This is a genomic window from Aquimarina pacifica, from assembly GCF_000520955.1.
In the GTDB taxonomy this organism is placed as follows: domain Bacteria; phylum Bacteroidota; class Bacteroidia; order Flavobacteriales; family Flavobacteriaceae; genus Aquimarina; species Aquimarina pacifica.
In genome coordinates this window covers 31,056-57,432 of sequence record NZ_JACC01000003.1, presented here as the reverse complement: position 1 = coordinate 57,432, position 26,377 = coordinate 31,056, and the positions used below count along the sequence as shown (strand labels likewise).

Genomic DNA, 26,377 nt, shown 5'->3' with positions numbered 1-26,377 from the left:
TCTAACTATATTTATATATTATTTTAACGAACGTTCAATAAAATGCCAATAGTAAAAACCTCAAAAGAAGAAGTTCTAAAAAAAGTTATTCCTATTCTGAGAATTCGTGGAGTTCAAAATAGTACTATGAATGAATTATCTAAAGCCTGCGGTATACAAAAGTCTCATTTTTACTACTACTTCTCGAACAAAGAAGAACTTATAAAAGAAGTACTGATAACCGTTCACAACTATTTTACCCACAACTTCTTCAAAATTGTAAACAGTGAATCTTTACTAGTATCCCAAAAAATGACTCGTATAAAGGAATTGTTTTTAAAAATTTTTTCAACACAAAATGGCGGTTGTATAATGGCTAACACAGCCTTAGAAACAATTCACCTAAACCCTTCTTATAAAAAAGAAATACAATTATTCTTTAAAGATTTTATTCTAGGTATCCAACTATTATTAAAAGAGAAAAAAACTCCTAAAGAATCTCTTCTACTTGCCGAACAAATAGTTCAAGACATTGAAGGTGGTATATTACTCACATTAATTTACGAAGACACCAAGTATGTTAAAAATGCAATCAGAAGAATGGAAACACTAATCACATCTCATTAATATGAAATCCTACTCACTACCATCATTTGACACCTATCCGATATCGGTTCATGAATTTATGCCGACAAACCCAAATAAAAAAACTATTGTCTTAGCCCCTGCTATTGCGGTTCCTCAAAAATTTTATTTTAACCTTGCTCGGTATCTTGCTGATAAAGGGTGTAATGTATTTACTTTTGATTATCGGGGAATCGGCACTTCTCTCTCTAAAAACATCAGTTCCTTAAAAAGTGCAGGCTTCTTGACATGGGCTTTAGATTTTAAAACGATTTCTAAATATGCAAAAGAAAGGTTTCCAGAAAACAAAAATTATATGATTGGCCACAGTTATGGTGGCAATAGTATTGGACTCAGCGATGCACATCAATATTATGACAAATACCTTACGGTTGGTTCTCAGTTTGGTTATTATAAACACTTTACCAAAAGAATGCAGATATTAATTTATTTAAATTTCAAATGTTTTGTTCCCTTAACAACAGCTATTTTAGGGTACTATCCATCTCGTTGGTTTGGTTTGGGTAGGTCATTGCCAACACAAGCCGCCAAAGATTGGGCTACATTCCTACTGCATCCAGAGTCTATGTTATTTTTTAAAAAAGAAAGCACTAGTATCTATTATAAAGATCTAAAAAAACCAATGCTTTTAATAAGTATTGAAGATGATCTATTTGCACCTAAAAAATCAGTAGATATTTTAGGAGATCTTGTTTATAAAAATGCCTCAGTTACCAGAAAACATCTTAAACCTGATGATTTTAACCTAAAGTCTATTGGTCATTTTGATTTTTTTAGAACAAAAAATCGAGATATCTTGTGGCACTTTATTGACGATTGGTTTCAATTGTAAAATTTAGCTATGCAAAAAGAAGTAACATACTCATCTACAAACACATATGACACTCTAAATAAATTAACCCCCAAAACTAAAAATGTTTGGTTAGTTTTTCACGGCATAGGATATCTCAGTCGTTATTTTATTCGACTTTTTGACAACCTAGACAGCACAGAAAATTATATTATTGCTCCGCAAGCCCCTTCAAAATATTACAAGGGAGATGATTATAGACGTGTCGGAGCCAGTTGGCTTACAAAAGAAAATACTAAAATAGAAACTGAAAATGTACTTCGATATATCTCTCAAATTTTTGAACAAGAACAGATCCCAAAGGACATCAGACTTATCGTTCTAGGGTATTCTCAAGGTGTGAGTATTGCAAGTCGATGGATTGCTAAAATGAAAATGACTTGTAACGACCTAATCTTTATTTCTGGCGGATTTCCTAAAGAATTAAGCAAGAGTGATTTTGCCTTTTTGGAAGGAAAAACCAAAATTACTCATATTGTAGGCAAACAAGACCCTTATTTTGATATTGATATAGTCGAAGCCGAAAAAATAAGAGTAAAACAAATTATGCCACAAATAGAATTCATAACACACCCTGGAGGTCATGAATTAGATACATCTTTACTTAAAGACATAATTTATTAAAATAACTCTAGTTTATTTTTATAAATATCTTTCTTTTATAACTTCTAGATGATGTTTTTGATGTCCTGGTATTATATATCCGACTGCCCGAGCACTCATTGGGCTTCCACTTGCTTCCCCTATTCTTAATAACATTATATCTGTAAATCCTTTAAACAAAGACACTGTACTATTTCTTACTGCTTCAAAGTCTTCTATCAATACTTCTTTATCATATACATCAGAATTAGAGTAGGGAACAAATTCATCTTGCTCAAATCCCATCAGTGATGTTTTATCATTTCTGGCAAAACGCAGTGCTCTATATCCAAAAATTCGTTCAGTATCTATTATATGTTGTAATACTTCTGAGATTGTCCACTTACCTTTTTCATAAGCATATGTTCCTTTTTCTATGGGAATGGTATTTACAAAATCGACAAACTCTTTTTTACTTTCTTGAAGTCCTTCTATAATATCTGATGTTTGCGCTTTTGCGATATACGTAGCATAATATGAGTTGTATTCTTCTTTTGATATTTGTGATAACATATTGACAAAATAAATTTTGAATTACTTAAAAATAAGATGGCTCTTATACATAAACCAAATAGTATAAAAACAAAAATGAGGTAGGAATTTAGGAATTCCCACCTCATAAAACTATATACTTAACAGTATTTTAAATAAATTAAGCCGAATTACGACTTGCATTAATATTTCCGAATAAAGAACGTGTTACCATCTTTTCATAAATTTCTAAATCCTTAGGATCTGCATTTTCATCTCTATTCAACTCCTGTATTTTTTTGAGAGCATATTGCTGTATTGTTAACAATGGTAATACAATATTCTCACGAACATCAATAGAAGCTTTTCCTGCAGGCTCATTCTGCATAAGTTGAGAATATCCGGTTAACTTAAGTAATAATCTTTTTGTTAATAGATATTCATCATGAATAACATCCCAAAAAGCTCCATATTCCTTATCTTCTTTCATATACGCTGTCAATCCGAAAAATGATTTCGACAAACTCATCATACTATTAGCTATCAATGCTCTAAAGAAAGGAGAGCCTTTGTACAAAGAAGTTAGTTTATCAAAATCTCCTCGATCTTCAAAAATTTTCAAAGCTGTTCCTACCCCATAAAACCCGGGAACATTTTGTTTTAACTGACTCCAACTACCTACAAATGGTATTGCTCGTAAGTCACCAAAATCCAAAGTAGAGCTTTTGCTTCTTTTTGATGGGCGACTACCTATATTAGCCTTTCCATAATATTTAAGCGTACTCATATGCTCTAGGTATGGAAGGAATTTTGGATGATTTTTAAAATCTACATAGGTCTGATAACTAATATCAGCGAGCTCTTGCATTGTTTCCTTATTTTCTGCAGAAAAAAGGTTTCCTTCATTGCTAGTTAATTGATTTTCTACTCCTGCACCCAACAATTGTTCTAGATTATATTGACAAGAATCAAGGGTTCCAAAATTAGAACTAATAGTTTGACCTTGAACCGTAATCTGAATTTCTTCATCCTCTATTGTTGGTCCTAGTGATGCATAAAATTGATTTGTATTCCCACCTCCTCTTGCTGGTGGGCCTCCACGGCCATCAAAAAATACTACTTTAACATCATATTTTCTAGACACCTCGGTCAATGCTTCTTTTGCTTTAAAAATCCCCCAATTTGCCATTAGATACCCTCCATCTTTGGTACCATCAGAAAAACCTAGCATAATAGTTTGTTTCATACCACGACGCTTAAGGTGTGCCATATATACAGGATTACTGTATAAGGACTCCATAACCTTGTGTGAAACTTTCAAATCAGGTACTGTTTCGAATAAAGGAATTACATCAACCGTAGGTAATTGCCAATCACAAAGTCTGATCATTGCAAAAGTTTCCATTACATTAAGTTCATTTCCATTATTACTAATGATATAGCGATTTGCTGCTCGTTCTCCGTTTTTCTTTTGTATGGTCTTGATAGCGTAAATAGATTCTATCGTAGCTCGTGCGATATCATCATCTAGAATAGATGGATCCAAAACACCATCAATATTAGTTAACACCTCTATTTGTTCTTCATCAGAAAGAGACTCATAGTTATCAGGAAAGATACCAAGCCCTAATTCATTAGTTTTTTGCACCACTTTTGTTAACACCGTATGATGCACTCTAGAATCCTGGCGTATATCCAATGTAGCAAAATGAAATCCAAAAATCTTAACCTTATTAATCAGATCCTGAAGTTCTTCCAGAAATAACGATTGATGATCGGCTATTAGTTCTTCTCTTATTTCTAACAACCCATTCATCAATGTATCTACCGATAATGGTTCTGCAGTTTTTGAATAATAAAAATTATCATACAATGCAGTTTCTAAAACCGCAATTTTATCTTGAAGATTACCAAAAGTAATTCGCCTTTTCAGCTTACGGATATCACGATAATAATTTATTAAAACAGTTTTTCGTAATCTTTTGGCCACTTTTAAAGTGGTTTCTGTAGTAACAAAAGGGTTACCATCTCTATCTCCTCCTGGCCAAAATCCTAAATTTATCAAATCATTTTCGAGATCTTCACCTTCAAAAATATTCTGTTGTATATAACTGTATATTTTTCCGGTAGCATGATAGAAAACATTTTCTAAATACCAAATAAGGCTTACTGCTTCATCATAAGGAGTTGGCTTTTCTTTCTTAAAAAAAGCAGTCCTTCCTAATTGTGCAAGTAGTTTTTTAATAATTGCCGAATCATTATCACGAATGGCAGCATCAAGATCATGTATAATCCCTAAAACCGTACCAGGGTAAAATTGTGTTGGATGTGCAGTTAACGTAGGACGAATCTTAAAACGTCTTAAATAATTCTTTAACTCTTCTAACTGTCCTTTTGCCTGTGCTTCTTCTTTAATACTTCTTAGGGTCCCTCGACCATCCATATTATTTACAACAGGAAAAGCAGCGTCTTCAATTGCATCAAATAATACAACTTGTCTTTCTATATATTGAATAAAACGAAAAAGCAAATCGTATTTTTCTTTTGGTGTAGGCTTATCTTGATATAAATCAAAAAAGTTTTCTACAATCTCTGTGGGGTTTTTTAAATCATCATATCCTTTTTCGCATACATCTTGAAAAAGGGGTAGTAAAACCCCTGTATTACTAACAGTATCAAAAGGTAAGGTAATAAAAATACCATTATATATTTGATACTTCGACAGAACATTTTCCTTAAAACGTTCGATTCTTGGTCTTCTAGCCATGGGTGTGGTGGTAATTGGTTGTAATTAATGAACTTTTGTATTCATTGTGCTTTGATTTACAAAATCTTACACAATTAAAAACCCTCTAAGAAAGTTTCCTAAAGGGTTCATTTTATATTTAAAAATATACCCTCTATAATTCTTGAAAAATAGAATGCATTAGGCGTTTCTTATCGTTAATACTCTCTTCTAACGAAATCATAGTTTCAGTACGATAAACACCATCAATGTCATCTAATTTGAAAATAATTTCTTTAGCATGGTTAGTATCCTTTGCTCTTACCTTACAGAAAATATTGAATTTACCAGTAGTAATATGAGCCACGGTAACATAAGGTATCTGATTAATTCTTTCTAAAACAAATTTTGTTTGTGATGTATTCTGTAGATAGATACCAACGTATGCGATAAAAGAATATCCAAGTTTTTTATAATCTAACGTCAATGATGACCCTTCAATTATACCTGCCTCTTCCATTTTCTTGACACGTACATGCACAGTCCCCGCAGAAATTAGCAGTTTTTTTGCGATATCCGTAAAGGGCGTACGGGTGTTTTCTATCAACATATCAAGTATCTGATGATCAACTTCGTCTAATTTAAACTTTGCCATAATTATTTATTATTATAATTTTCCCGATTATTTATTTTGCAAATTTAGCAGAAAAAAGGAGTTTTCATATATTTTATTTCAGTTTTTTATTGATTCTATTAAGAATAATTCAGAGTCTAAGCAAAACCTTAACAGCCTTGCACCTCGAACTATCTCTACTGTAACGTTTTCGTTATGTATTGCTCTTTTGTGACCTAAAATTTCTTTGTGACCATAAAAGTTCTGTAGATCCCCTATTTCGGCGATTTTTGGCACAAAATTAATCTTGTTTTCCGATAATTCTTCAAGATATTGAAGTGCTATATCTACCACCTCTCCATCAAGAATAACTTCTCTTATAATGATATCATAAAAACATTTTCCATTCTCCGGAATTAAAAAGTAGTCCTTATATCTCTCTCCTTTTATATCTGTAGTACTTATATAGTCAATAGAAGTAATAAGCGAATAAAAAATGTAAGATCTGGTATTTTCGCGTTCATAATCATTAGGGAAATGTCCAGCTTCAAATAAAATAGTCGGAATCCCCATATGCTCTAGAGTGTCGCCTATACAATTCAAATTAAAACCATCATCATACCTTCCAACTTGATTAGGAATACACTCTTGAAGCATTTCATTCATTTTTGCAACAATCTCCATAGCTACCTTACGACTATCCGTTATAGAACGTTCTGGGTCTCCGGCGGGAGATAAAAATGAAACCGTGGCTGGATTATTTGTGTTTCCTGCACTAAAAATAGTTCGTTGACCATGAAGGTTAAAGGCATAATCTGGCTCGATACGTTCTATTATATTACTTAATACAATGCTTTCCTTTTGGGTTTTATCTTGAGCATCCCTATTTAAATCTACCGAATTATAATTGAGTCTAGTATATGCTTTTGCACCATCAGGGCTTAATATTGGTATAACATATAAAGTACATTTTTCTAATATACGTTCTGCTATATCATTAGAAGAACACAAGAAATTAATTACATCAAAAATGGCTTTTGTAGTTGTGCTCTCATTGCCATGCATCTGTGACCAGAAAAGTAATTTCTTAGATCCTTTACCCAAAGTAATAAGATGAATAGGAGCATCATTTTCAGAAACACCAATTTGCTCAACCTGCATTTTTTTGGATAATTTATCTAATAAAGGAGTAATATTTTCTAGAGTAATGTAACGTCCAAATAAAGAAACTTCTTTGTACGTGTTAAAAATATTATATAAAGTAATTGTATCCATACATAGATTTTAAAAAGTCAAAATTACCATTGTTTAACGAGTATTCATAGAAATAAGAAGTTGAATTACAATTGTAAAACACGTCTCTAATTACAATTGTAAACAACATCTTATTTACAATTGTAAACCAATCTTAGTGAGGTATTTTTTACATTAATAAACACTGTATATTATCTAGTTTACATAAGTATTTTAATTATTAACAAATATTTTAACTATTCAAATAAATAAATCAAATGCTTTAAATCTAGATATTTAACAGCACCTACTTAATTAATCAGTTTATTAATTATTAAGTCGGTTTACAATTGTAACAATAGATGTTTCACTTAATTGTTTACCTTTGTAACACTATTCACTAATAAAAATGGTTTACAATGGTAAACAGTAAGGATTTTGGTATTAGAATACAAAAAATTATGGATCACAACGGAATATCTGCTTCATCCTTTGCAGATTATTTGGGTGTAGGGCGTTCTTCTATTTCTCATATTTTAAGCGGAAGAAACAAACCCAGTTTAGATTTTGTGATGAAGATTATTGAGGCATATACAGATGTTGATATGCAATGGTTGCTATATGGAAAAGGTACATTTCCTAAATCAAATAATACGCTAACAGAAAATATAAAAATGGAAACTCCTAAAAATATTTCCATTACTCAAGAAGTCTCTTCCCCTTCTACTGAAATTGAACAAGATTTATTTTCTCAGACAATCTTGAAGGAAAAAATGGAATCAACTTATATCGAACCCGAAGAAAAAAAAAATACATCTACCTCTTTTATGAGTAATGAAAAAATTGATCGTATTGTTATCTTTTATCAGGATGGTACCTTTACTTCTTATGAAACAAAAAAAACTTAAATTTTTTTAATCGAAACTATTAACTTTATATAAATAGAATTATTTTCGTTTCTCATTTTGATCTATTATATGAGACGAATAGCTTTTCTCTTCTTTTGTACATTATTCTTTTTTGGTTGCTATCAGCAAGAGCGAGACTGTAAAAAATTTCATGTCGGTACTTTTGAATTTGAAACAATACTAAATGGTGAGTTGGTAAAAACTACATTTGTTAGGGATACGGCTTTAGAGATTGATTATTTTCAAGGAAAAAGTGATACTTCTAGCATAAGGTGGATTAATGATTGTGAATATATCGTTCAAAAACTACACCCAAAGAATATGGCAGAAGAAAAAGCTATTCATATTAAAATATTGACAACAGAAAAAGATACCTACGATTTTGAGTATAGTTTGGTAGATCAATTTAATAAACAACGTGGAACCGTCAAAAAAATAAAATAATGTTAGAAATTTTTGCAACAGCAGATGCATGGGTCGCTTTATTGACTCTAACTTTTTTAGAAATCGTTCTTGGTATTGATAATATCATTTTTATTTCTATTGCATCTAGTAAATTACCTGGTGAGCAACAAAAAAAAGCAACCAATATAGGACTACTACTTGCTATGATAATGCGTATTGTATTATTATTCGGAATATCACTTTTGGTAGCAATGGAAGCTCCATTCTGGCATATTAACTTACCATGGATAGAAGCAGGAATTAGTGGGCAGGCACTCATCTTGTTCGGAGGCGGTATGTTTTTATTATATAAAAGTGTTCATGAAATTCATGAAAAAGTTGATGAAAAAGGAGAAGAAGAAAAAGAACTTGAAGCAAAAAGTTCATCGACTTTATCTAATGCAATCGTACAAATCACTCTAATAAATGTGGTCTTTTCTTTTGACTCAATACTTACTGCAGTAGGGATGACAAATGGTCTCAGTGATGATCCTAATGATGCATTACTTCTGATGATTATTGCTGTTGTAGTATCTGTACTTATAATGATGCTATTTGCAACACCAGTCGGTAATTTTGTAAATAAACATCCTAGTGTTCAAATACTCGGACTTTCTTTTTTAATTCTTATCGGATTTATGCTAATTGCGGAAGCAGCACATCTTGCACATTTAAAAATATTTAGTTCAGAAGTTGGTACTATTCCAAAAGGGTATTTATATTTTACCATTGCATTTTCTTTATTTATCGAGTTTTTAAACTTTAAGCTAAGAAAAAAGGGGAAAACAGTTACGTCTAAGTCTAATGAATAAGCTTTTGTTCTGAAAGTCTGCATACAATTAATAAACAATTATTAAGTAAGTATCAAAAGTTTAATTTCCTTGATATAATTGATATATTTAGTATGTATACTTTACATCGAGGTAGCAAAAATGATACAACTGTATTGTATTAATGGTTAATTTTAAGAAACCGGCTTTCACTATAGACTTAGCCTAACTTTCTATGTGGACTGTACTATTAGATATTAATAGTAAACAAAAAATACAATTAACTACGAAGTTTTAAATGTAATTATACATTGAACGCAAAAAAGAATACGACCACAATAAGGCAATTTTTAAGTTAGTTAATTGATAGAAAAGTTCAGTATTAAAATGTATAAATAGAGGTTTATAATCGTTACCAAAGTTTAATACCAATCAAAGTAACTTTAGGCACTATAAATCTTATCCAAAAAAGTTACTTCTTCATTTAACATTAATTGAATAACAAGAAATTTCATTATTGCTAAAAATTAACATATAAATATAAAATACTATTGTAATTAATCGATAGCTATAATAAATATTCATATGATTTATAACAATTTATTCTGAAGTATTGTAACTAACACAAATACAATACTTAACAACAATTAAATGCGGTGACTATCTATGTTTTTTCGTCAACTGGTTCTCTTTCGAAGTTGAAAAACATAAAAATTGATATTTTTTTGGCTTTTTTTTTAATTTTAACATGAAAAAATTACAATAATATTAACAGATTCAAATAAAATCCTTATTTTAGTTTCTCTAAAAAAAATAAAAAATATGATACACTTTAGTGAGACAAAAAAAACATTTAAATCCTATATTTTTAAGAGCTTGACGTTTGTTTTGGCGTTAGGTTTAATAGGGTTGACAAATTCTTGTGAAGAAGATGATTCCGAGGATTCAATTACGCCAACTTCAGCTTTTTCTGTAAGTGGTACAAATTTCTTAGAAGCAACATTTGTAAATGAATCAGCCAATGCCGTTTCTTACGCTTGGAATTTTGGTGATAACAGTGGATTGGTGAATGACGCGAACCCTGTTCATGAATATGCAGAAGCGGGTACATATACTGTTAGATTAGTAGCAGTTAGTGAAAGTGACAAAATGGATGTGAGTTCTATGGAAGTAACTGTTATTGCAGCAGAAGCTCCAACAGCAGCTTTTTCTCTAGTTGCTAATGACTTAGAAATTACTTTTACTAATGAGTCTACAAATGGAGCAACATATGCTTGGGATTTTGGTGATGAAAGCGGTACTTCTACAGAAGAAAACCCTGTGTATACATATGCAGAAGGTGGTGACTATACAATTACTCTTACCGTAACAAGTGAAGATGGTGTTGAAGATTCGACTTCTGAAGATATTACTATTGCTGATGGAGTTATTCCTACTGCATCATTTACTAATGTTGTAGATTTCTTAGAGGTTACTTTTACAAATACATCTGAAGATGCAACGTCTTATTCTTGGGATTTTGGTGATTCAAGTGGTACTTCTACTGATGAGAACCCTGTATATACGTACGCTACTGATGGTACATATGAAGTTGAATTAACAGCGACGAGTGTTGATGGAATCGAAGATGTTACTACTACTATGATTACGGTAGCAGCTCCTGTTACTCCTAGCGCTAGTTTTACTACTTCTGTTAGTGGACGTGAAGTTACATTTACGAATACATCTACAGATGGTGCTACATACTCTTGGGATTTTGGTGATTCAAGTGGTACTTCTACTGACGAGAACCCTGTATACACGTACGCTACTGATGGTATATTTACTGTTACTTTAACTGTTACTAGTTCTGATGACCTTGATGACGATTCTTCGAGTTCAGTAATTGCATTTATAGATCCAATAGTAGGAGGAGAATGTGAAGATCCTAATGATTGGGATGTACCAAGTAGTCTTGATACATGGCTTGCAGCTAATATTACTAATTCAGGTACGACATTTAAACCAGGTGGTTCTAGTACTTCTATTACAGGAAGTTCTTGTAAACTACATGAAATTCAAAGAAGAATGTATCAAGTAATTCCTGTAGTAAGCGGTCAAACGTATACGATAACTTTCTTCGCAGCCGTTGAAAACTTTGGAGGACCAGGTACAACTTTCGGAACTGCTTACGTAATACCTGCAGAATTTGATACCGATGAAACAACCGCTATAGGAACTAGTATAGCTTCAGAAGATATTGAGGAAACAGCTACAAATGCTGAGTTTGTTGAATACTCTGTTACATTTACGGCTACTTCAAATGAAATTACTTTCTACATAGTACCTGCCGGTGTAAATGTTGGTTCAAATCCTGCTAAATTATTCGAAGGAAATGACCTATGGATAGAAAATGTTTCTATGGAGCTTATTCAACCAGCAGTACGATAAACAAAAAATGTATATCATTATTTTTGAATAAATAATTCTTAAAATATTTTACTTAAAAGCTCTGGATTAATTTCCAGGGCTTTTTTTATTTTTAATAATCTTTTTTAAAAACTAGTTCTTATTAATCTTAATAAGAATCACATACTCATAAATCATATAATTTAACGACTTTTGTCATTAAGGACTTATAACACTTAAAATATGAACCTAGAACGAGAATTGCAGAAGCGAAGTGGTTCTGTATGCGAATTATCTGGTGAAACCGAAAATCTTACGATATATGAGGTACCAAAGTCGCCAACAACAGGAATAGATTCTTGTATTTTGATTTCTCAAAATGCTTTAAAACAGATAGAAGATCCAGAAAAAACTGATCCTAATTATTGGCGCTGTCTAAATGATAGTATGTGGAGCGAAGTTCCTGCTGTGCAAGTAATGGCATGGAGAATGCTTAGTAGATTGCGTTCAGAAAGTTGGCCACAAGACTTGCTGGATATACTTTATCTAGATGAAGAAATATTGACATGGGCCCAAGCTACAGAAGAAGGAAAAGATGATCAAGATACCATAAAACATATTGACTCTAATGGTGCTGTTCTTAATGCAGGAGACAATGTAGTTCTTATAAAAGACCTGAACGTAAAAGGTGCCAACTTTACGGCAAAAAGAGGAACTGCCGTTCGTAATATTTCGTTAGTTCATGATAACCCAGAACATATTGAGGGTCGTGTAAGTGGCCAGCATATTGTTATTCTTACAAAATTTGTAAAGAAGTCCTAAGTAAGAAACCAAAAGTAGGTTAAAAATAGAAGGATTGTTTATGTCTAAACAATCCTTCTATTTTTATTACTATAGTATATATTAAGAGTTATTAATTCAAATCTGCCTGAAGAATACTCCAAGCTTGAACGACTCCTTCTTCCTCCTCTTCTGTAGTCACAGTCTGTTGACCATAAATAATAAATAATTTATCATTAAAAATAGCCATAGAATGAATAGTTTCTAGTTCTGGACTTTCTAAATTATGTTCTAGCTCTGTGAATATTCCTTTAAAAGTATCATATACTCCTATAAAAGGATCTCTGTCAATCGTTATTTCTCCTGTATCAGCATCAGTCTCTTGTGTTTCGATTTGTCCAGAAACATAAATCAAATTTTCAAATGTACCAACATATGTAAAATTAACTGCTCTAGGCAAAAACTCTGTAGTTACTTCTCCCGTTTTAAAATCATAAACATAAATAGTATTTTTTGCAGGTTGGCTAAAGAAATAATCTGAACCGCCAAAAATGTAAAGCTTATCGTTCACTATTTCGCATCTTGCTCCTGAACGTATTTCCGGTATTTTTGCAATTTCCTCAAGAGAATTATCATCTACATTCCATTTAAAGATTTCATCACCTAAATGATATTCTGGAATTGGGTCTCCATCTTTGGGATTTAATGAACCTCCCACTATATAAATTTCATTATCTTTTACTGCACTACCAAATCTTGACAATACTAAACCATGTGTCGCTACTTCAGGTTCGCCACTTAAGTCTAATGGATAAGTACTTACATACTGTCCGCCGACAACAACTAATTTATTGTTCAAAACATGCATTTGCTTAGAAACAAAATCGTGAGGCGTAGTTACATTAATATATTCGGTGGATTCGTTAGTATCTAGACTAAATTTCACAATTTTTTCTGGAAGATTACCTGGACTACCAAGATCATCTGCTCTATTGGCTACGAACATACTATTATCGCTATAGGACCCTCTCATACCAGGAGCATGAGATCTTATACGATTATCCTGGATCGTAAATGCTTCAGTAAACTCTAGCTTTTCAGAAGGTGGTATCGCATAATCCTCTTCTAATTTTTCCGATAATTCAAAATCTAAGGTTTCACCATCATTGCTTTTAATTATCATTTCTAAAGTAGAAACTAAAGTATTTTCTTCTGTGATTATCTGTACCTTTTCGAATACAAAGTCTGTTCCTGTTGCATTAACCAGAAGTTCCGTTGGATCCTCTTCATTAATAATAAACGGAAAAATTAATGAAGAAGCATTTAGATCCAATTCTGCTTCCTCAGCATTTGATGCATCATAGGCAATAGCATTACCTTGACGCCATTCTAGAGTTCCTCCTGTACTTTTTAATATTGTACTTTTTGAAGCATCATCAAATGTAAAAATGAACTCATCATCTGTAACATTAAAGTTATTCGAGATATCTACTTCCCCACTTGAATTATTAAGTACCGCAGAATTTACTTTCCATGCCTTAGTAAATGAACCCTCATTTTCTGTCAATACAGAAACAATTTCTTCTATTTGTTCTTCGACAGTCTCTTCTTCGGTAACTTCATCTTGGTCATCATCTGTCAAAACATTATTATCATCTCCTTTACAACCAATTAATAACATAGATATTAAAAAAGGTACTAAGTATAATTTGATTTTTAACATAAGATTTTAATTTTAAAATTGTGCCTTACAAAGGTAAAAAAAACAGAACTTTTTTCTTAAAAAAATAAATAATCAATTAAAAATCAAATGATTAAAACAAAAAAAAACAGCATTAAGGTATTCTCTAAAACAAACTAGCCTGCTCTCCATCTCCTTCTTTAGAAGAGTCATCTTCATTTTCCTTATTTGAAACTGCAGGAGAGGACGAAATATTTTCTTCTCCAATTACTTCTATTTCTTCAGCTGGTAATTCTTCTGGTTCTTCATAGGGCAAAGCATCTAGAAGATTTATTTGCCTTACTTTGTATGTAGTTAATTGATTACCAAGAGCCTTTACTCCTTTTATTGCTATAAATTCTTCTAAATTTATTTCTTCATTCGGTCTCTGATCTTTTCCTCTAAGTTTTGTAAAAACTAGTTCTGCCATAGGTCTATAATCAGTCGAAACTATTTCTAGGAAAGATTTAGGGTGCTCTGATATAAAGTTTTCTTCTTTTTCCGGATTTTCTATAATAAAACGTTTTACATAATAACGTTCCTTCTCACCATCCCAATAAATTGCAGAAACTGGTTTTCTAGGTTTCCATTTTTCTAAGACAATCATATCAGAATCAAAATGCAATGTCATCTCAGGAATTGCGGTTTTAAATACTCCTTTCTGTGAAATTATCAACAAACGGTCTTCTCCTTTGAACTCGCCTAACAGATCTCCTCTACCATCTACATTAAGACGTCTTACAGAATCATCAAACCATATTTTACGAGGTTTCAATGTAGAAACTCCCTGCTCTTTTAGCTCTATTCTTTTAATATTATATTTGGTTACCAAATTACCTTTGACACCACGTCCTTTGATTAAAAGATCAGAAAAATCAAGATCAAATTTTAGTTTCTTAATGCTCCCTGCTTGTCTAAGGAAAATAGTAATAACTTCTGCTTCACCATTAGGGTTAGCAGAGAAATAAGAGACTTTAGAAGATTTTTTACCTTGGGTAAGATCATATTCCTTATCTCTTGTAACACTTGTAACCGCAAAACGTTTTACGTAAGAAGCCCCTCCTCTACCATCTTGATAGATCATATTATAAATCGTTCTCTTATCCTTTTTCTTGAAAATTGCGACATGAATAATATTCTTACCAATAAATGTTTTAGAATCAACTTTGGTAATCATCATTTTTCCCTCTTGGGTAAAACATATAATATCATCGATATCAGAACAATCAGTAACATATTCGTCACGACGTAAAGAAGTACCAATAAAACCTTCTTCACGATTTACATATAGTTTGGTGTTCCGAATGACTACTTTTGTTGCTTCGATATCATCAAATATTCTTATTTCAGTTTTACGTTCTTTTCCTTTACCATACGTGCTTTTCAATCTTTTAAAATAATCAATAGCAAACTCTATAAGGTGTTCTAAGTGATGCTTTACTTGCGCTATATCAGCTTCTAAAGCTTCTATTTTTTGTTGTGCTTTATCAATATCAAACTTAGAAATACGTTTGATCCTAATTTCTGTCAAACGTACAATATCATCTTCTGTAACCGCACGTTTTAAATGCTTTATGTACGGTTGTAATCCTTTATCTATAGCCTTTATTACTCCCTCCCAAGTATCTACCTCCTCGATATCTCGATAAATACGGTTTTCTATAAATATTCTTTCTAACGAAGCAAAATGCCATTGTTCTTGTAATTCTTCTAATTGGATTTCGAGTTCACGCTTAAGTAACTCTACAGTATTATCGGTAGAACGGCGAAGCATTTCAGAAACCCCAATAAAATTAGGTTTATTATCCTCAATAACGCAGCCTAACGGAGAAATAGACACTTCGCAATTTGTAAAAGCATATAATGCATCTATGGTTTTATCAGGAGAAATCCCCGAAGGAAGATGAATCAATATTTCTACCTTTGCAGCTGTATTATCCTCAATTTTTTTGATTTTTATTTTCCCCTTATCATTCGCCTTTAATATAGAATCTATTAATGAGGTTGTCGTGGTAGAAAAAGGAATTTCATCTATAATAAGGGTGTTTTTTTCATGTTGGGCAATTTTTGCACGTACACGAATCTTACCTCCTCGATTACCATCATTATAATTGGTAAAATCTGCAATCCCAGATGTAGGAAAATCGGGTAGAATAGTAAATCTTTTTCCCTGTAAATGCTTAATTGAAGCATCTATTAATTCTATAAAATTATGTGGTAAGATCTTAGTACTTAGTCCAACAGCAATTCCTTCTGCTCCCTGTGCCAATAATAAGGGAAACTTAACTGGTAAGTTAATAGGTTCTTTTTTTCGACCATCATAGGATAATTGCCATTCTGTTACTTTGGGGTTGTATACTACATCTAATGCAAATTTAGACAGACGCGCTTCAATATATCTCGAGGCTGCTGCTCTATCCCCTGTAAGAATATTACCCCAGTTTCCTTGCATATCAATTAATAACTCCCTCTGCCCAACTTGTACCATAGCATCTGCGATACTAGCGTCTCCATGAGGATGATATTGCATAGTATGACCAACAATATTAGCAACTTTATTATATCGGCCATCATCAAGGTCTTTCATAGAATGAAGAATCCTACGTTGTACAGGTTTTAAACCATCTTCTATCGCAGGTACAGCACGTTCTAAGATTACATAAGATGCGTAATCCAAAAACCAATCTTTATACATCCCTGTAACTTTGGTAATAACCTCTTGAGGCTGATGATCTTCTGGAGTTGTATTATGATTTAATTCTTCGTTTTCGTTTTCCAAATCTATTGTGTATTTAAGAGCCGCTTATTCAATTATAATTCTTCCTCAATCGTGTCTAATTCAACTTTTAGATTATCTATGATAAACTCTTGTCGTTGTGGTGTATTTTTCCCCATATAAAAAGACAATAGTTCTTCTATAGATTTCTCTTTATCCAACATTACGGGATCCAAACGAATATCATCACCAATAAAATGCACAAATTCATCAGGAGATATTTCTCCCAATCCTTTAAATCGGGTAATCTCTGGTTTTCCTGATAATTTTCCTATGGCATCTCTTCGTTCTTGTTCAGAATAACAATAAATAGTTTCTTTCTTATTACGAACTCTGAACAAGGGAGTTTGCAGTATATATAAATGTCCTTCTTTTATTACTTCAGGAAAAAATTGTAAGAAAAAAGTAATCAATAATAATCGTATGTGCATCCCATCAACATCCGCATCAGTGGCAATCACAATATTATTATATCTAAGATCTTCTAAGGAGTCTTCTATATTAAGAGCGGCTTGTAAGAGATTAAATTCTTCATTTTCATATACAATTTTCTTACTCATATTATAGCAATTGAGAGGCTTTCCCCTCAAACTAAATACTGCTTGTGTATTAACATCTCTCGATTTTGTAATCGATCCACTAGCCGAATCTCCCTCTGTTATGAATAATGTACTTTCTAGGTTACGATCTTTTTTACTATCTGTTAAATGAACTCTACAATCTCTAAGTTTTTTATTATGTAAGCTCGACTTTTTTGCACGTTCTCGAGCTAATTTTCTAATTCCCGATAAATCCTTTCTTTCTCGTTCTGCTTGCAGTATTTTTCTCTGAATACTTTCTGCTGTATTTGAGTTTTTATGTAAATAATTATCGAGGTACTTCTTAACAAAATCATTGATATAGGTCCTAACTGTGGGTAGGTCTCCTCCCATATCTGTAGAACCAAGTTTTGTTTTGGTTTGACTCTCAAAAACGGGTTCCATTACTTTAATACTAATAGCAGAAACAATGGATTTTCTAATATCACTAGCTTCATAGTTTTTACCATAAAACTCCCGAATTGTCTTAACCAAAGCCTCTCTAAATGCGGCTTGATGAGTCCCTCCTTGCGTAGTATGCTGTCCATTTACAAAAGAATGATACTCCTCACTATATTGCGTTTTACTATGAGTTATTGCAATTTCTATATCATCCCCATTAAGATGAATAATATCATATAACCTATCGTCTTCATTTATGTTATCTGATAAAAGATCTTTTAATCCATTTTCTGAAAAATACTTTTCTCCATTAAAAATAATTGTTAGACCTGGATTCAGATACACATAATTTTTAAGCATTTTCGCAACATATTCTGTTCTATACTTATAATGCTTAAAAATAGTCGCATCTGGAACAAAAGTTACTTTTGTTCCTCTTCTTCTCGAAGTTTCATCTAAACTATCTTGATTTGTAAGGTTTCCCTTTTCGAATTCTGCAGAAGCTGATTTACCATCACGCGTTGACTCTACCCTAAAAAATGTAGACAAAGCATTTACTGCCTTGGTACCAACCCCGTTAAGACCCACAGATTTCTTAAATGCCCGAGAATCATACTTTCCTCCGGTATTCATCTTAGATACTACATCAACCACTTTGCCTAAAGGAATTCCTCTTCCATAATCTCGTACGATTACCTTATCTCCCTGAATAGATATTTCTATGGTTTTTCCTACTCCCATAACATACTCATCAATAGAATTGTCGAGTACTTCTTTTAATAAGATATATATCCCATCATCTGCAGAGGAACCATCTCCTAATTTACCTATATACATTCCGGGACGCATTCGGATATGTTCTTTCCAATCGAGGGATCGTATATTATCTTCGGTATATTTAGTTTCTTGGCTCATAAAATCTTGGGTAGAATGCTTGCTAAGATAAGACGAAGCTTACAAAATTAAAACATACCTCTTACAAAGTAATTAACAATTATAATATGAATTTTGTTGATTATTTGATTAACAACCTTTTATATTTTTTTACATACCTTTATTCTATAAAAAGCCTTTTTATTCTCAAAAGGATTATACCAATATAATTTATGTCTAATTCGAGCTACATATTCGAACTTCTTTATGAACGGTTTAAAAGCAATAGAATAAACAAATGGTAATTGAAAAAGCACAAATTGAAGATCTTCCAGAAATATTAGAATTACAGAAAAAATGCTATGTAAGCGAAGCTAGAATATATCAAAACTTTGATATTGCTCCATTAACCCAAACATTAGAATCTATTATTAACGATTACAATAAATACGTGTTTCTAAAAATACAATCTAATGGCTTTATTATAGGCTCTGTAAGAGCTATTTTGCAAAAAGAAACCTGTTCTATTGAAAAGCTTATTGTTCACGAAAATTTTCAAAATCGTGGCTTGGGAAAACAATTAATTTTTGCAATAGAAAACTATTTTAAACAAGCAACCTATTTCTCATTGTTTACAGGACATAAAAGCATTAAAAATATAGCATTGTATAAAAAAATAGGCTATACAGAGTATAAAAGAAAACTTATCAATGATGACTTAGAGCTTGTTTTTCTTTCAAAACACAATAAAAATTGATGGGTAGACAAATGACTTGTTATAAAACGCAACGCGGATATATTGAAATCTCTTTATATACTAGAAAACCTATTACTGGTCAAAACTAATGTAAAACTGACAGCTATCTCACTCCAGTTCTCATATAAAATGACTGTGTAAAAAAAGAGACTCTTAATAAGAGTCTCTTTTTTTTGTAGATAATTCTTTGTGTACTTAACCTCTAAGCCAAGCTTCTCTCAGAGATGCTTGTTCTTTTGATCCTTCTTTATTTACCATAAGCCTTTTCCCATTGGTAAATGATTTAGTAACTTTTGTTTTAATAAGCACCTCTTCTCCTTTACGATTAAGTTTTATCTCGACATCATCACCCTCTTGCCACTGAAAAGTTCCGCTGAGCACTGTATTCGCATTTTGAAGAGTTAATGCAGTTCCATTAATCTCTAAAATGTCATCATTAGGTTTTGCCCCATTTTCTGCCCAAAAACTGTTTTCGGAAACCAGATCCGTAAAAAACAATGTTCCTTTTTCTTGATTTCCCGCAAATATTAATGCTCCAGAATTCTGAACATAATTCGTTTCTATTTTTTCTGACTGCATTATAAGATCTACCGTTTTAAAAAATGTTTCGTAATCTATCGGTGTCTTACCCTCTACATGTGTCTTTAAAAATTCACCTACAGAAGGATATGTCATTTCAGTTATTTCTGCTATTATTTTATCATCGTCAAAAGGTTTATTCTTACCATACTTCATCGATAATTCTTTCATCAGTGATAGAATTCCTCTATTACCCTTACTTTCCTTGCGCATCAAAATATCAATACACATACCGATTAGCGCTCCTTTTTCATAAACATTTACATAATTAGACGCATAAGGTTGCTCTAGAATATTTTCACTCATTACTGTAAAGCTCATAGTATCATCAAACCCTTTAGAACTTTGAATTTTACTCATTATCTTATCATAAAACTCTTGTTCTTCTACTAACCCTTGATTAACTTGAAACAAAGTTGCAAAATATTCGGTTACTCCTTCGTACATCCATAAATGTTTTGAAAAAGTAGGGGTATTATAATCGAAATAATGAACATCTTCAGAATGAACACTTAAAGGTGTTACAATATGAAAAAACTCATGAGATACTACATCAATCATAGATGATGCTAATGCCTCATCAGGCATTTGTTCTGGCAATACAACTACAGTAGATGTATGATGCTCTAACGCACCATATCCAGAAGGAGCGTCCATATCTCCAGATGATAGATACAAATATATGTCATATCTGGGTGTGCTATTAATGTCACCAAGGTACGTTTTTTGACCTTTCATCATTTTATATACAGTCTCTTTAATTTTTTTTGCGGTATGCACTTTATTCGGAGAATAAACACTGAGTACAATTTTTATATCTCCAACCATAAATTCTTCAACATCAAGATCACCATACATCATTGGGTTATCTGTTATTTCAAAATACCTGGAAGCAAAATATTTATCAGTAGTTATTAAACCATCTTTACTCAGCTCAGCATCTATTTTTTGCAATGCAGAAGTGCTTTTCATTTTGGCGGGGGCACTTACCTCTAGTGCATATTGATTGTTTTTTAAAACATCAAAATACCCAACAAAACCATGTAAGTTAAGCACATAGTTTTCTGGCTCTATATTGGTGCCTGACGGAGAAAATGGAGTACTCACTTCTGTATTTTCAATATCATAAGTATCATTTACTTCGTATTGTATTTTATCTAACTTCTGCGCATTAGCAATTTGCCAAACATTAGTGCTTTTTTTACTAAAACTAAGCTCATTCCCCTCATAATCAATAGCCTTAAAATTATCAATAAAATTCCCGAAATTACTTACCGCATAGGTTCCCTGAACAACTTTAGGAAGATAATAATTGATAGTATCCTTTGAAAAGCGTCCCGGATTTATTTCTACAGGAACTTTATCTTCTTTTGTTTGAATTAAATCTACGGTTGCTACAATAGGAGTATTTATTGCTAAATCATTTACAGGAGTCTTGGTCCCGCATCCGACTAATACCATACCAATAGAAATCTTGGTCAATATCTTTTTCATTCTATATAATTAACTATTTACTATTCTTTAGACGTAAAAAAAAATTAAATGTTTCATATTTAGAAACATAAATTAAAAAAAGCTCAATTGCAAAAACAGGTTTACAATTGAGCTTTTTTAATTAATACATCATTAATTACTTTGCTATATTAACAGCTCTTGTTTCTCGGATCACAGTAACTTTTACCTGACCAGGATATGTCATATCCGTCTGTACTTTTTGAGAAATCTCAAAAGAAAGACTTGCGGCTTTTTCATCATTGACTTTTTCACTTTCAACAATAACTCGTAATTCTCGACCTGCCTGAATTGCATATGCTTTTTTAACACCTTCAAATCTAAATGCTATATCTTCTAAATCTTTTAATCGCTGGATATAAGAATCCAATACCTGGCGTCTTGCTCCCGGTCTTGCTCCACTAATTGCATCACATACCTGAACAATCGGTGATATCAACGAATTCATTTCTACTTCATCGTGATGCGCTCCTATCGCATTACAAACATCAGGCTTTTCTCCGTATTTTTCTGCCCATTGCATCCCTAAAATAGCATGTGGTACTTCTGTTTCTGTATCGGGAACCTTTCCTATATCATGAAGTAATCCAGCTCTTTTAGCAAGTTTTGTATTTAACCCTAATTCTGCAGCCATAACACCACATAATTTTGCTACTTCTCTAGAATGCTGCAGGAGGTTTTGGCCATATGATGACCTATATTTCATACGCCCTACAGTTTTAATAAGTTCTGGATGCAATCCGTGTATTCCCAAATCAATTACAGTACGTTTACCTACTTCTATAATTTCTTCATCTATTTGTTTTCTTGTTTTTCGAACAACTTCTTCTATACGTGCAGGATGAATTCTTCCATCAGTGACTAATTTATGTAACGACAAACGTGCAACTTCTCTTCTTACAGAATCAAAACATGACAAAATAATTGCTTCAGGAGTATCATCTACAATAATCTCGACTCCCGTAGCAGCTTCTATCGCTCTAATGTTTCTACCTTCACGACCTATTATTCTTCCTTTAACATCATCACTTTCGATATTAAAAACTGAAACACAATTTTCTATTGCTTCCTCTGTACCTATTCTTTGAATGGTATTAATTACAACCTTTTTAGCTTCTTGTTGAGCTGTTAGTTTGGCTTCTTCTATTGTGCTCTGAATTAGTCCCATTGCATCATTTTTTGCCTGTTCTTTAAGGGACTCTACTAATTGAGCTTTTGCATCCTCTGCAGACAACCCTGATATCACCTCTAACTGTTGTACTTGGCTTTTATGAAGCTTTTTTAACTCAGATTGTTTGTTATCTAAATATTCTTTTCGTTGAATATTATCCTTTATTTTTGATTCTAACTCTGCAGATAATTTTTTACTTTTTGATAATTCGCTAGATACTTGAGATTCTTTATCCCTAGTTCTTTTCTCTGCTTCGGCAATTTTTTTATCACGCGACAATATTACTTTTTCATGCTCAGATTTTAATTCAATAAATTTTTCTTTTGCTTGTAATATTTTATCCTTCTTAATCGTCTCTCCTTCACTTTTCGCATCCCTTAGGATACTGTTAGAAGTTTTCTTTGCATTTTTTATTATTTCTGATGCCTTATTTCGTTCTAGGATTTTGGCGACAATAAAGCCAATAATCAAACCTATCACTCCTGCAACAATCAAAAACATAATATTATTATCCATAATTTGTGTTAGTATTTATATATAAAAAAAGCCCACACTAGTAAAGGTTTTGTATAAACTCTGTAAAAACAGGTTTAGGGCTAACAAGCTGCTCAAGAATCCGCGTCCAAAAGGAACGGCGCGCTTTTACAACTTAAACTCACCCTTTTTAAAAAATTCTTGTTGAGTTTATCAAAATAACAACTAATGCAGGCAGTAACCTTATTTATTCTTAAGAACGTTATGACAAATGATTATGCAATAGATCATTTAATTCATTTAATCTATCCGCTACGCGAATCATATCGTCATCTTTATCTATAACTTTTTGTTCTACTTTTGCAGCAAACTGTAATGCGCACATGGCCAATACATCTTGCTTATCTCTAACCGCATAACTTTGCTCAAATTGCTTAATCATTCCTTCTATCTTTTTTGCAGCCTTTCTCAAGCCTTCTTCTTGATCAGGATTTATTGTTAGGGGATAAACCCTATCTGCAATTGATAACTTAATTTTAAGCTTTTCTGCCATATTTTACTTACTCAGAAAGTTGTGCTATACACATGTCAATCTCTCTTATTAAAGCATTTATTTTGAGCTTGGTTTCCCTTTTATATTCATCACTGCCTAGCATCGCGTTTGCATTTTTGAGTGCACTGAATTTCTCTTCCCATTGCTTTAATTGATCTATTTGAAGCTCTGATTCTGACTCTAATTCAACAATTTTCTTCTTTAGAGTAGTATTTTGTTGTTTCAATAGTTCATACTTATGAAGCAACTTACTTATCCTATTCTCAAGAGAATCAATAATTTCAATTAAATTACTCATTATATTTTTTCGCGATACTTAGTTACACAAAGTTAACATACCAATTGAAAAATCCCAATAGTTTTTAAACTAATTTCAAGATCGTTTTATATACTTATTTGACACACAAAACTTATAGGATAATCATTACTCATAAATACTTAACGTATAGAAGATAAGATTCTTCATTACATAATTATCTATACTCAATCAATTTGTAAATCCTAATAGATACTTGTTTCATAAATATTGTCTTTACCCAGTGTGTTTTTTAAGAGATCACACGTCATAATTCAATTGATATGCACTATGTAAAAACATTAATATGCAATTTTTAAAAAACTAATGTTAAGAAATTTTCACACTATCATACCAATACTTCATTAGTTTTATTAAAACTCTGGATATAATAAGGTAAAAAAAATATTTTTATTGTAGACTGAAATTAAAATAGGCAACTTCGATTAAAAAAAGATGTAACTTCTCAATCAAAAAGGCACATCAAAACAAAAAAATAAGTAGTTTTATAACGTTTTTACATTCATCCATACATCATTCTTTATATGTATAAAATCTCAGTGTTATTTTTTTTTAGTATTTCTTTTTGTTTTGGGCAGAAAGATCTTGCAACAGATTATTTTATTCATCCCTTAGATGTGCCCATGGTTATTTCGGGAACATTTGGAGAGTTACGATCAAACCATTTTCATTCTGGATTAGACATGAAAACAAATGGTGAAGAAGGTCTTAAGGTATATGCCGCTGCTTCTGGAAGAATCAGTAGAATCAAAATTTCTCATAGAGGATATGGAAAAGCATTATATGTATCTCACCCTAATGGATATACAACTGTTTATGCCCATCTCAAAAAATTTGCTCCAGAAATCGAGGAATATGTCAAAAAAAGACAATATGCCAAAGAATCATACGAAATCGAACTCTTCCCCACCTCTGGATCTCTTACAGTAAACCAAGGAGATATAATAGCCTATAGTGGAAATACAGGAGGAAGTTCTGGCCCACATCTTCATTTCGAAATTAGAGACCAAAAAGCCAGACCTATGAATCCTCTAAATTTTGGTATCGAAGTAAAAGATACTAGAAAACCAATTGTGAATAGTCTCTGGGCTTATACTTTAGGAGAAAACGGCCATGTTAATGGTACTCAAAAACCTATTAAATTAAAAATTACCCCCCAAAGCGATGGTAGTTTTAAATCAGAAAAAATAACAGCAATGGGCACAATTGGATTTGGTGTTTCTACCATTGACAAACAAGATCTTGCAGAAAACAATAATGGGATTTATGAAATTTCTACGTACATCAACGGACAAGAAAATTTACGATTAGAGATGAATCGTTTTTCATTCGCAGAAACACGCTATGCTAATAGGCTAATTGATTACGGATATTTCAAAAAAAATAGAAGTAGAATTAGTAAGCTTTTTATTGAACAAAACAATCCACTTACAATATATAAAAACAAAGTGAATAATGGTGTACTTGCAATAGAAGATAGTCTCTCTTATAAGTATACTATATCTGTAAGAGATCATGAGAACAACACCACTACTATTAATATTCCGATACTAGGAAAAACAATACTTCCTATTACAAAAAAGGACATTGTTAAAACCACAAATTATGCTCGTAGTACAGAAAATTACACCTATAATTCAGGTATAGTAGATGTATTTATTCCTAAAGGAAGTTTATACGATGACACATACCTAAACTTATCTGTGCAAGGCGAAACAGCCAAAATACATAATAATAGAACACCACTACATAAAAAAATGACAATAGCCTTTGATGTATCTAATTACAAAGAAGAAGATAGAAAAAAACTTTACATAGGAAGGATATATAACTCAAAGAAACATTCATTCTCGGATACTTCAAAAAAAGGTAATAGATTTTACACAAGAACACGAACGTTTGGAACGTACTCCCTATTTACTGATTATCAAAAACCTATTATAGTACCCATTAATGTAGCTAATAAAAAATGGATTTCTACAGCAACCCATCTAAAAATAAAGATCAATGATAGCCAATCAGGAATCAAAAGTTATCGTGGAACAATTAACGGAAAATTCATTCTTTTAGAATATGATTATAAAACAGGAATGTTAATTTATGATTTTAATGACATAATTTCCACCGAATCAGAAAATAATTTTAAACTTGTGGTGTTAGATAATGTAGGAAATAGGGCAACATTCGAAACCACATTTTATAGAAAACTTTAAAACCA

The 26,377-nt window shown here is 32.0% G+C and carries 21 protein-coding genes and 1 other RNA gene; 10 read left to right on the top strand and 12 right to left on the bottom strand.

Annotated elements, in window-relative coordinates; translation table 11 throughout:
- Positions 1 to 42 precede the first annotated feature (42 nt).
- Genes DZ60_RS23955 through DZ60_RS0102545 form a run of 3 tightly spaced genes read left to right on the top strand, consistent with a single transcriptional unit; the run spans position 43 to position 2,098 of the window.
- Complete coding sequence (locus DZ60_RS23955) at positions 43 to 606, top strand: TetR/AcrR family transcriptional regulator (RefSeq protein WP_025740225.1); 564 nt, start codon at positions 43 to 45, stop codon at positions 604 to 606.
- Position 607: 1 nt separating this feature from the next.
- Positions 608 to 1,456 carry an alpha/beta hydrolase family protein gene (locus DZ60_RS0102550; RefSeq protein WP_025740223.1) on the top strand — a complete coding sequence of 283 codons (849 nt, stop codon included), beginning with the start codon at positions 608 to 610 and terminating at the stop codon, positions 1,454 to 1,456.
- A 9-nt stretch (positions 1,457 to 1,465) separates the two neighbouring features.
- Positions 1,466 to 2,098 carry an alpha/beta hydrolase gene (locus DZ60_RS0102545; RefSeq protein WP_025740221.1) on the top strand — a complete coding sequence of 211 codons (633 nt, stop codon included), beginning with the start codon at positions 1,466 to 1,468 and terminating at the stop codon, positions 2,096 to 2,098.
- A gap of 18 nt (positions 2,099 to 2,116) precedes the next feature.
- Here DZ60_RS0102545 and DZ60_RS0102540 read toward each other — a convergent pair whose 3' ends face one another.
- The 4 genes from DZ60_RS0102540 to DZ60_RS0102525 all read right to left on the bottom strand — a co-directional run bounded on the left by DZ60_RS0102540 (position 2,117) and on the right by DZ60_RS0102525 (position 7,200).
- Positions 2,117 to 2,629, bottom strand: coding sequence for a DinB family protein (locus DZ60_RS0102540; RefSeq protein ID WP_025740220.1), 513 nt, complete (start codon positions 2,627 to 2,629; stop codon positions 2,117 to 2,119).
- A gap of 139 nt (positions 2,630 to 2,768) precedes the next feature.
- Positions 2,769 to 5,354, bottom strand: coding sequence for a phosphoenolpyruvate carboxylase (locus DZ60_RS0102535; protein ID WP_025740219.1), 2,586 nt, complete (start codon positions 5,352 to 5,354; stop codon positions 2,769 to 2,771).
- Positions 5,355 to 5,487: 133 nt separating this feature from the next.
- The gene (locus DZ60_RS0102530) at positions 5,488 to 5,967 is read right to left on the bottom strand and encodes an Lrp/AsnC family transcriptional regulator (protein ID WP_025740217.1); all 480 of its coding nucleotides are present in this window, start codon (positions 5,965 to 5,967) and stop codon (positions 5,488 to 5,490) included.
- A gap of 78 nt (positions 5,968 to 6,045) precedes the next feature.
- On the bottom strand, positions 6,046 to 7,200 hold the full coding sequence (locus tag DZ60_RS0102525) for a M14 family zinc carboxypeptidase (RefSeq protein ID WP_025740215.1): 1,155 nt from the start codon (positions 7,198 to 7,200) through the stop codon (positions 6,046 to 6,048).
- A 377-nt stretch (positions 7,201 to 7,577) separates the two neighbouring features.
- Between DZ60_RS0102525 and DZ60_RS0102520 the strand changes: the two genes are divergently transcribed.
- The 5 genes from DZ60_RS0102520 to DZ60_RS0102500 all read left to right on the top strand — a co-directional run bounded on the left by DZ60_RS0102520 (position 7,578) and on the right by DZ60_RS0102500 (position 12,490).
- On the top strand, positions 7,578 to 8,066 hold the full coding sequence (locus tag DZ60_RS0102520) for a helix-turn-helix domain-containing protein (RefSeq protein ID WP_025740214.1): 489 nt from the start codon (positions 7,578 to 7,580) through the stop codon (positions 8,064 to 8,066).
- A 69-nt stretch (positions 8,067 to 8,135) separates the two neighbouring features.
- Positions 8,136 to 8,510 (top strand): hypothetical protein, encoded by a 375-nt coding sequence (locus tag DZ60_RS0102515; RefSeq protein WP_025740212.1) that lies wholly within the window; start codon positions 8,136 to 8,138, stop codon positions 8,508 to 8,510.
- Positions 8,510 to 9,322, top strand: a complete 813-nt coding sequence (locus tag DZ60_RS0102510; RefSeq protein ID WP_025740209.1) for a TerC family protein — start codon at positions 8,510 to 8,512, stop codon at positions 9,320 to 9,322. Before DZ60_RS0102515 ends, DZ60_RS0102510 begins: the two co-directional genes overlap by 1 nt.
- Before the next feature lie 780 nt (positions 9,323 to 10,102).
- Positions 10,103 to 11,710, top strand: a complete 1,608-nt coding sequence (locus DZ60_RS23950) for a PKD domain-containing protein (RefSeq protein ID WP_025740207.1) — start codon at positions 10,103 to 10,105, stop codon at positions 11,708 to 11,710.
- Between the two features lie 201 nt (positions 11,711 to 11,911).
- Positions 11,912 to 12,490 (top strand): PhnA domain-containing protein, encoded by a 579-nt coding sequence (locus tag DZ60_RS0102500; protein ID WP_025740205.1) that lies wholly within the window; start codon positions 11,912 to 11,914, stop codon positions 12,488 to 12,490.
- A 91-nt stretch (positions 12,491 to 12,581) separates the two neighbouring features.
- On the opposite strand, the gene DZ60_RS0102495 is transcribed toward DZ60_RS0102500, so the two are convergent.
- The 3 genes from DZ60_RS0102495 to DZ60_RS0102485 form a co-directional block, all read right to left on the bottom strand.
- Positions 12,582 to 14,171 carry a kelch repeat-containing protein gene (locus tag DZ60_RS0102495; RefSeq protein ID WP_034228455.1) on the bottom strand — a complete coding sequence of 530 codons (1,590 nt, stop codon included), beginning with the start codon at positions 14,169 to 14,171 and terminating at the stop codon, positions 12,582 to 12,584.
- A gap of 124 nt (positions 14,172 to 14,295) precedes the next feature.
- A complete protein-coding gene (locus DZ60_RS0102490) occupies positions 14,296 to 16,947 on the bottom strand; it encodes a DNA gyrase/topoisomerase IV subunit A (RefSeq protein WP_025740202.1) in 2,652 nt (883 codons plus the stop codon).
- Positions 16,948 to 16,979: 32 nt separating this feature from the next.
- Positions 16,980 to 18,839 carry a DNA topoisomerase IV subunit B gene (locus tag DZ60_RS0102485; protein WP_025740200.1) on the bottom strand — a complete coding sequence of 620 codons (1,860 nt, stop codon included), beginning with the start codon at positions 18,837 to 18,839 and terminating at the stop codon, positions 16,980 to 16,982.
- Positions 18,840 to 19,095: 256 nt separating this feature from the next.
- On the opposite strand from DZ60_RS0102485, the gene DZ60_RS0102480 reads away from it, so the two are divergent.
- The gene (locus DZ60_RS0102480) at positions 19,096 to 19,554 is read left to right on the top strand and encodes a GNAT family N-acetyltransferase (RefSeq protein ID WP_025740199.1); all 459 of its coding nucleotides are present in this window, start codon (positions 19,096 to 19,098) and stop codon (positions 19,552 to 19,554) included.
- Between the two features lie 195 nt (positions 19,555 to 19,749).
- On the opposite strand, the gene DZ60_RS0102475 is transcribed toward DZ60_RS0102480, so the two are convergent.
- The 5 genes from DZ60_RS0102475 to DZ60_RS0102460 form a co-directional block, all read right to left on the bottom strand.
- Positions 19,750 to 21,627, bottom strand: coding sequence for a M61 family metallopeptidase (locus DZ60_RS0102475; protein WP_025740198.1), 1,878 nt, complete (start codon positions 21,625 to 21,627; stop codon positions 19,750 to 19,752).
- Positions 21,628 to 21,763: 136 nt separating this feature from the next.
- Positions 21,764 to 23,332 carry a ribonuclease Y gene (gene rny, locus DZ60_RS0102470; RefSeq protein ID WP_025740197.1) on the bottom strand — a complete coding sequence of 523 codons (1,569 nt, stop codon included), beginning with the start codon at positions 23,330 to 23,332 and terminating at the stop codon, positions 21,764 to 21,766.
- Positions 23,333 to 23,387: 55 nt separating this feature from the next.
- Positions 23,388 to 23,500: non-coding RNA, 6S RNA (ssrS, locus tag DZ60_RS24620), on the bottom strand.
- A 52-nt stretch (positions 23,501 to 23,552) separates the two neighbouring features.
- Positions 23,553 to 23,843, bottom strand: a complete 291-nt coding sequence (locus tag DZ60_RS0102465; protein WP_025740195.1) for a cell division protein ZapA — start codon at positions 23,841 to 23,843, stop codon at positions 23,553 to 23,555.
- A 7-nt stretch (positions 23,844 to 23,850) separates the two neighbouring features.
- On the bottom strand, positions 23,851 to 24,141 hold the full coding sequence (locus tag DZ60_RS0102460; protein WP_025740193.1) for a hypothetical protein: 291 nt from the start codon (positions 24,139 to 24,141) through the stop codon (positions 23,851 to 23,853).
- A 542-nt stretch (positions 24,142 to 24,683) separates the two neighbouring features.
- Here DZ60_RS0102460 and DZ60_RS0102455 point away from each other — a divergent pair.
- Positions 24,684 to 26,372 carry a M23 family metallopeptidase gene (locus DZ60_RS0102455; RefSeq protein WP_025740191.1) on the top strand — a complete coding sequence of 563 codons (1,689 nt, stop codon included), beginning with the start codon at positions 24,684 to 24,686 and terminating at the stop codon, positions 26,370 to 26,372.
- Positions 26,373 to 26,377 lie beyond the last annotated feature (5 nt).

Excerpts from the sequence above, each read along its gene's own strand:
- DZ60_RS0102465 (WP_025740195.1), bottom strand. The coding sequence starts at position 23,843 with ATGGCAGAAAAGCTTAAAATTAAGTTATCAATTGCAGATAGGGTTTAT.
- DZ60_RS23955 (WP_025740225.1), top strand. The coding sequence starts at position 43 with ATGCCAATAGTAAAAACCTCAAAAGAAGAAGTTCTAAAAAAAGTTATT.
- DZ60_RS0102460 (WP_025740193.1), bottom strand. The coding sequence starts at position 24,141 with ATGAGTAATTTAATTGAAATTATTGATTCTCTTGAGAATAGGATAAGT.
- DZ60_RS0102495 (WP_034228455.1), bottom strand. The coding sequence starts at position 14,171 with ATGTTAAAAATCAAATTATACTTAGTACCTTTTTTAATATCTATGTTA.
- DZ60_RS0102515 (WP_025740212.1), top strand. The coding sequence starts at position 8,136 with ATGAGACGAATAGCTTTTCTCTTCTTTTGTACATTATTCTTTTTTGGT.
- DZ60_RS0102510 (WP_025740209.1), top strand. The coding sequence starts at position 8,510 with ATGTTAGAAATTTTTGCAACAGCAGATGCATGGGTCGCTTTATTGACT.
- DZ60_RS23950 (WP_025740207.1), top strand. The coding sequence starts at position 10,103 with ATGATACACTTTAGTGAGACAAAAAAAACATTTAAATCCTATATTTTT.
- DZ60_RS0102480 (WP_025740199.1), top strand. The coding sequence starts at position 19,096 with ATGGTAATTGAAAAAGCACAAATTGAAGATCTTCCAGAAATATTAGAA.
- DZ60_RS0102455 (WP_025740191.1), top strand. The coding sequence starts at position 24,684 with ATGTATAAAATCTCAGTGTTATTTTTTTTTAGTATTTCTTTTTGTTTT.
- DZ60_RS0102545 (WP_025740221.1), top strand. The coding sequence starts at position 1,466 with ATGCAAAAAGAAGTAACATACTCATCTACAAACACATATGACACTCTA.
- DZ60_RS0102475 (WP_025740198.1), bottom strand. The coding sequence starts at position 21,627 with ATGAAAAAGATATTGACCAAGATTTCTATTGGTATGGTATTAGTCGGA.
- DZ60_RS0102535 (WP_025740219.1), bottom strand. The coding sequence starts at position 5,354 with ATGGCTAGAAGACCAAGAATCGAACGTTTTAAGGAAAATGTTCTGTCG.
- DZ60_RS0102530 (WP_025740217.1), bottom strand. The coding sequence starts at position 5,967 with ATGGCAAAGTTTAAATTAGACGAAGTTGATCATCAGATACTTGATATG.
- DZ60_RS0102540 (WP_025740220.1), bottom strand. The coding sequence starts at position 2,629 with ATGTTATCACAAATATCAAAAGAAGAATACAACTCATATTATGCTACG.
- rny (WP_025740197.1), bottom strand. The coding sequence starts at position 23,332 with ATGGATAATAATATTATGTTTTTGATTGTTGCAGGAGTGATAGGTTTG.
- DZ60_RS0102500 (WP_025740205.1), top strand. The coding sequence starts at position 11,912 with ATGAACCTAGAACGAGAATTGCAGAAGCGAAGTGGTTCTGTATGCGAA.
- DZ60_RS0102550 (WP_025740223.1), top strand. The coding sequence starts at position 608 with ATGAAATCCTACTCACTACCATCATTTGACACCTATCCGATATCGGTT.
- DZ60_RS0102525 (WP_025740215.1), bottom strand. The coding sequence starts at position 7,200 with ATGGATACAATTACTTTATATAATATTTTTAACACGTACAAAGAAGTT.
- DZ60_RS0102520 (WP_025740214.1), top strand. The coding sequence starts at position 7,578 with ATGGTAAACAGTAAGGATTTTGGTATTAGAATACAAAAAATTATGGAT.
- DZ60_RS0102485 (WP_025740200.1), bottom strand. The coding sequence starts at position 18,839 with ATGAGCCAAGAAACTAAATATACCGAAGATAATATACGATCCCTCGAT.